Origin of the sequence: Meridianimarinicoccus marinus (genome assembly GCF_040689105.1) — a bacterium.
Taxonomy (GTDB): domain Bacteria; phylum Pseudomonadota; class Alphaproteobacteria; order Rhodobacterales; family Rhodobacteraceae; genus Meridianimarinicoccus; species Meridianimarinicoccus marinus.
This window is the reverse complement of the sequence record NZ_JBFBVU010000064.1, coordinates 1-5,958: the sequence shown is the minus strand read 5'-3', so window position 1 is coordinate 5,958 and position 5,958 is coordinate 1. Positions and strand designations below refer to the sequence as shown.

Here is a 5,958-nt window from a genome sequence, read left to right as displayed (position 1 = left end):
TCGATGGTGGGCATATCGCAAGCCTTGCGCAGGCTTTCGGGAATGTTGGTCGGCCCGGGAATGAAAACGGGATTCTGGCTTGTCATTGATGCGCCCTTACTCTGGTTCTCGCGCGGCTCTGTCCGCAATGCTGTCTTCGAAGAGGAACGCTGCGCGCCTGCGGTTTGTGCGCGTCGTGAATTCCTCCACCGCGGCTTTTGGCACGTCCGCCGATCCGTCGGTCGACAACTAGATAGATGGAGCGCTTACGAGCGATGAAGACCCGGATCGGCAAATCATTTTTGCGGAACGGGGAAGGAAGAACGACCAGGTGATCGCTTCCGAAGGTTCGTGATGGACTTTAGTTGGCTTGTAGCACCAGATAGTTTCCTATGTTTTCTGCGCTTACGGTGATTTCGTGCTAATGTGAGGCTCGGGTCGCTAGCCAGATTATTGCTAAAAGGGGGGGCATTGGACTATTTCGCATCCATGAAAGCCTTTGTCCGCACAGTCGAGCTGGGAAGCTTCACCCGTGTGGCCGAAGAGGCCGGGATGAAGGTTTCTACCGTCTCCCGCCATGTTTCCGCTCTGGAGGCGGATCTTGGCGCTGCCATGTTCAACCGCACAACAAGACAGATACACCTGACAGAGGCCGGAGCCACCTTCTACGAGTACGCGTCGCGTCTCCTCACCGAACTCGAAGAGGCACGAAATGCCACATCCATGCTCAACGCCGAACCGCGCGGTCTCCTGCGGATCAATATTCCGACAACCTTTGGACGGCTTCACGTGATGCCGCACATGAAGGTTTTTCTTGCGCAAAACCCCGAGATCCGGATCGATGCGACGCTGACGGACGAAACGGTGGACATCATTTCAACCGGAACCGACGTAGCCGTGCGGATCGGTGTGTTGGCGGATTCGAGCCTCCTAGCTAGAAAGCTCGCTCCGCTGCAACATCTGCTTGTCGCCAGTCCTGACTACCTTGCAACCAAGGGTGAGCCAACGACGCCTGAGGAACTGGCAAGCCACGAGTGTCTGGTTTTGGCATTGCAGCAGGGCAATTCCCGGTTTTTCTGGGAGAGAATGGAAACGCCGGACACACTCTCCGAGATCACGGTCAATGGAATCCTGCGCGCGAACGACGCCCAGGTACTGCAGAGTGCAGCTTGCGATGGGCTTGGGATCGCGCTCCTTCCTTCATGGCTCGTCAGTCAAGACATCCATGCCGGGCGCCTGGTCCGTATTCTAACCGATTTCGAATGGTTCATAGCCCCCGAACGCGAACGGGCGATCTCGGCCGTCTATCCCCCGAAGAAAGTCGTTCCTCCCAAGGTCAGGGCATTCGTGCAGTTTCTGGTGCACAGCTTCGGTGCGCCCCCTTACTGGGATCGCCCAGACAGCACCGGGAACTGACCCTGTGCGTGCGCCGTTCAGATGTGGCGTGCCCCTTTCTGCAAAAATGATTTTCCGATCCGGGCCTTCATCTCCTGAGAGCAGACTGGCAATGTCTCTTTGCTCAAGTGATGCCGGCGGACCAAGCGCGCGAAACCGGCAAACGAACTTCGAAGCGGCGCCTAGGAACAACAAGGTCGGCTTTCGTTGCGCTCAGAAACATTTGGAAGGCAAGGGAGGATAACATGTCGACCATTCAAATGCCGATCCCCGATCCAGCCGTGGTGGAACGCAAGACCGAGCTTCTCCGCTCCCTGGCGAAGATTCTGCCCTCCGACAGTGTGATTTTTGAAGAGCACGAGGTGCGGGCCTATGAATGTGATGCATTGACCGCCTATCGCTGCCCGCCCATGGCTGTGGTGCTGCCGCGAACCACTGAGGAATGTTCCGCTGTGATGAAGATCTGCAGCACCCTAAACATCTCCGTCGTGCCGCGAGGTGCGGGAACCTCGCTCGCAGGTGGATCGCTGCCCACAGCAGACAGCATCGTCCTGGGGACTGCGCGCCTCAACGATGTCCTGGAAATCGACTACGACAATCGATTTATCAGGGTTCAGACAGGGGTGACGAATCTGTCTGTCACCGCTCGGGTCGAGGAGAACGGCTTCTTCTACGCGCCGGATCCCTCCAGCCAGCTTGCCTGCGCCATTGCTGGGAACATTGCGATGAACTCTGGTGGCGCCCATTGCCTGAAATACGGGGTAACGACCAACAACCTGCTAGGTGTGACAATGGTGATGGCTGACGGGGACGTCGTAGAGATCGGCGGCGTCGCCATGGACGCGCCCGGTCTGGATCTTCTTGGGCTGATCTGCGGCTCCGAAGGCCAACTCGGCATCGTGACCGAAGCGACGCTGCGCATCCTGCCCCAACCCGAGGGCGCCCGCCCGGTTCTGATCGGATTCGATAGCGCTGAGGTCGCCGGCGAATGCGTCGCCAATATCATCCGGTCGGGCGTGCTGCCCGTGGCAATCGAGTACATGGATCGCCCCTGTATCCGCGTCGTCGAGAATTTCGTCAAGGCAGGCTATCCGCTGTGCGAGGCGCTGCTCATCGTCGAAGTCGAAGGCTCCGAGGCCGAGATCGACCTCCAGCTTGAGAAGATCATCGGGCTGGCCCGGGCCCTGAACCCGGTCGAATTGCGCGTCAGCACCAGTGCCGAAGAAAGCGCCCTGATCTGGAAAGGGCGCAAATCCGCCTTCGGGGCCATGGGGCAGATCAATGACTACATGTGCCTAGACGGCACGGTTCCGGTCTCAGAACTGCCTTATACGCTCAAACGGATCAGCGATCTGAGCAAGGAACACGGGCTTGAGGTCGCCAACGTGTTCCACGCGGGCGATGGCAACATGCATCCGCTCATCCTGTTCGACGCAAACAAGCCAGGCGATCTGGAGAAGGCGGAAGTCTTCGGCTTCGACATCTTGCGCACTTGCGTCGATGTGGGCGGCTGCCTGACGGGCGAACACGGTGTCGGCATCGAAAAGCGCGATCTGATGACATACCAGTTCAACGCCGACGACCTGGAAATCCAGATGCAGGTCAAGGACGTGTTCGACCCGTCCTGGCTGCTCAACCCGACGAAGGTTTTCCCGCTGGACATGAGCGCAGAGCGGAGGCGGCGCACCGTCTAGAACGAAGAAACATAGTCGCTTCGGAATCGAAATCGGAGGAGGATACGAACATGAACGCCTTTGCGGCACCGGCCGACGAGTCGGCGATCAGTGAAGCTGTACGCGATGCTTCCGCGCAGAATATCAGACTGAGACTTGTCGCTGGCGGAACACGGTCGACGATCGGTAAGCCACTTAAGGACGTTCGATCTCTCGACCTGGCCGCAAACGCCGGCATTACCCGCTATGAGCCCGGTGCCTTGACGATCGAAGCCAGGGCGGGAACACCCATCCGCGAAATCGAAGCGGCCCTAGCGGCAGAAAACCAGATGCTGCCCTTTGAACCGGTGGATCATCGTGCCCTGCTGGGCGGCACCGGCGAGCCCACGGTCGGGGGCGTCGTTGCCTGCAATATCTCCGGCCCGCGCAGGTTTCTGAGCGGCGCTTGCCGGGATTTTCTGTTGGGCGTCCGTCTCGTCGATGGTCGAGGGCGCATCCTGAAAAACGGTGGACGTGTCATGAAGAACGTCACCGGGCTCGATCTGACCAAATTGAGCTGCGGCGCTTACGGTACGCTCGGTATCGTCACAGAGGTTTCGCTGAAAGTGCTGCCGCGTTCTGAGCGGTCGGTCACGCTGCAATTCGCAGGTGTGGACGTGCCACAAGCCGCGCGCCTCTTCGCCCGCACGATCACGACTCCATTTGAAGTGTCCGGCGCATCCTGGATGAACGGAATCGCCAATTTGCGGGTCGAGGGGCTCGGCATGCAGGTTGACTACCGCCTGTCGAAACTGCGGGCGCTGTTCCCTGATTACGCCAGTTCGGTGCTGGAGGGAGACGCCCATCATTCGCTCTGGGCCGCGGTCCGCGACGTTCACGTCTTCGCAGGCGGCGCAGACAGCGTCTGGCGGGTATCCGTGAAACCGACCGATGCTCCGAAGCTGGTCGCAGAGCTGAAAACGCGTTTGTCTGCGCGTGCCATGCTCGATCAGGGTGGTGCGGTTGTCTGGCTCGCCGTGCCGTCAGATTCTCCGGATCAGGCCGTTATTGTTCGCGGTGCGATCCCCGGGGGCCAAGGCTACGCAACACTTGTTAGGGGCAATGATGCACTGCGCCTCTCTGTGCCGGCCTTTCAGCCGCAACATCCACGTCTGGAACAGATTTCTGAGGGACTGCGTCGCCAATTCGACCCACAGCAAATTCTCAATCCCGGCCTGATGGCAGCTTGAGCGGAAGGACAACATGCAAACAAATTTCACACCAGAACAGTTGAATGATCTGGGCACGAGGCACGCCAACGAGATCCTCCGCTCCTGCGTTCATTGCGGGTTCTGTACCGCCACCTGCCCCACGTTTCAGGTTCTTGGAGACGAACTAGACAGCCCGCGGGGGCGCATCTACCTCATCAAGGACATGCTGGAGAAACAACGCACGCCTGACGCACATACCGTCAAGCACATCGATCGCTGTCTCTCCTGCCTGAGCTGTATGAACACGTGCCCGTCAGGCGTCCACTACGCGCACCTCGTCGATCACGCGAGGGAATACATCGAGCAGAACTACAAACGCAGTTGGGACGACAGGGCGCTGCGCTGGGTCTTGTCTCGGGTTCTGCCCTACCCAACGCGCTTCCGCTTCGCCCTGCTCGGCGCCAAGATCGGCTATCCGTTCCGCAAGCTCCTGCCCGATGCGCGTTTGCGTGCCATGCTGGAGTTGATGCCGAAGCGGATTCCGCCGGTCAGCCGCAACGACGACCCGCAGGTATTCCCGGCAACGGGAAAGCGTCGCAAGCGCGTGGCTCTTATGACAGGTTGCGCTCAGAAGGCGCTCAACACCGACATCAACGATGCCACCATCCGATTGCTCACAAGGCACGGATGCGAGGTCGTGATCGCTGACGGTGCGGGCTGTTGCGGCGCGCTGAGCCACCATATGGGCAAATCCAGCGAAAGCCACATCTCAGCCGAGAAGAACGTCCGGGCCTGGATGCGTGAAATTAACGGCGAGGGGCTGGACGCAATCGTCATCAATACTTCCGGCTGCGGCACCACCGTCAAGGATTACGGACACATGTTCGCGGAGTCCGCCCTTTTTGCGGAGGCGGCCACGGTTGCGAACCTTGCGCGCGACATCTCGGAGGTGATGATAGATCTCGGTCTGGAGACTACCGGCACGACTCCGGCACTACGTGCCGCCTATCACGCCGCCTGCTCTCTTCAGCACGGCCAGCAGATCAAGACCTATCCAAAGGACCTGCTGAAGGCCGCCGGCTTCGAGGTAGTCGAACCGCGCGACAGCCATCTTTGCTGCGGCTCGGCAGGAACTTACAACCTGACGCAGCCAGAAATTTCCGGCGAATTGAAGTGTCGCAAGATCGCGGCTATCGAAGAGAAACAACCGCAACTGATCGCCGCCGGAAATATCGGCTGTATGATGCAGATCGGATCCGGCACAGAACTGCCCATCGTCCACACCGTCGAATTGCTGGACTGGGCTACGGGTGGCCCTAAACCTCCTTCCCTGCACGAATTCCCGAATGTTGGGGTAGGATCCTGCAGAACACCGTACGATTCCGTGGGGTCAGCCTAACTGGCTCCTGCACCGCCTTTGCTCTGAGCTTGGGTGACACCTCTCTCATTCCAACTGCCGGTCGTGTCGCCGAGTTAGACGACGATGACGCAAGCCAAGGAAAGTCGGATACAATCGCGCGCCCTTCCCGACTGACTGTTTTGCTGGATGGTGCGCACATACGATGTCGGAGATATAGCTGAAAGTTGGTGATGGTCCTGAGGGGCGTGCTGTGATCCCCGGAAACGTCCTCGATTGTGGTTAGGGTTTTCCGCATAGAATCCCCGGCTGGGAGACTGAGGCGGATCAGCAAACAGCGTGAGGCGCTGTTTGCCCGACGAAG

5 protein-coding genes are annotated in these 5,958 nt (G+C 59.2%); all 5 read left to right on the top strand.

What is annotated here, in order from left to right:
* Positions 1–258, top strand: a 258-nt coding sequence (locus tag AB0T83_RS20025) for a hypothetical protein (protein ID WP_366194965.1), incomplete at its 5' end; no start/stop codon positions are given.
* A gap of 210 nt (positions 259–468) precedes the next feature.
* Positions 469–1,395 carry a LysR family transcriptional regulator gene (locus AB0T83_RS20020; protein WP_366194963.1) on the top strand — a complete coding sequence of 309 codons (927 nt, stop codon included), beginning with the start codon at positions 469–471 and terminating at the stop codon, positions 1,393–1,395.
* Between the two features lie 233 nt (positions 1,396–1,628).
* Positions 1,629–3,068 carry an FAD-linked oxidase C-terminal domain-containing protein gene (locus tag AB0T83_RS20015; RefSeq protein ID WP_366194964.1) on the top strand — a complete coding sequence of 480 codons (1,440 nt, stop codon included), beginning with the start codon at positions 1,629–1,631 and terminating at the stop codon, positions 3,066–3,068.
* Positions 3,069–3,118: 50 nt separating this feature from the next.
* Positions 3,119–4,276, top strand: coding sequence for a glycolate oxidase subunit GlcE (gene glcE, locus AB0T83_RS20010; RefSeq protein WP_366194962.1), 1,158 nt, complete (start codon positions 3,119–3,121; stop codon positions 4,274–4,276).
* 13 nt (positions 4,277–4,289) lie between these two features.
* Complete coding sequence (gene glcF / locus AB0T83_RS20005) at positions 4,290–5,636, top strand: glycolate oxidase subunit GlcF (RefSeq protein WP_366194961.1); 1,347 nt, start codon at positions 4,290–4,292, stop codon at positions 5,634–5,636.
* The last annotated feature ends 322 nt before the right edge of the window (positions 5,637–5,958 follow it).

Coding starts and splice junctions, on each gene's coding strand:
- AB0T83_RS20020 (WP_366194963.1), top strand. CDS start 469: ATGAAAGCCTTTGTCCGCACAGTCGAGCTGGGAAGCTTCACCCGTGTG.
- glcE (WP_366194962.1), top strand. CDS start 3,119: ATGAACGCCTTTGCGGCACCGGCCGACGAGTCGGCGATCAGTGAAGCT.
- glcF (WP_366194961.1), top strand. CDS start 4,290: ATGCAAACAAATTTCACACCAGAACAGTTGAATGATCTGGGCACGAGG.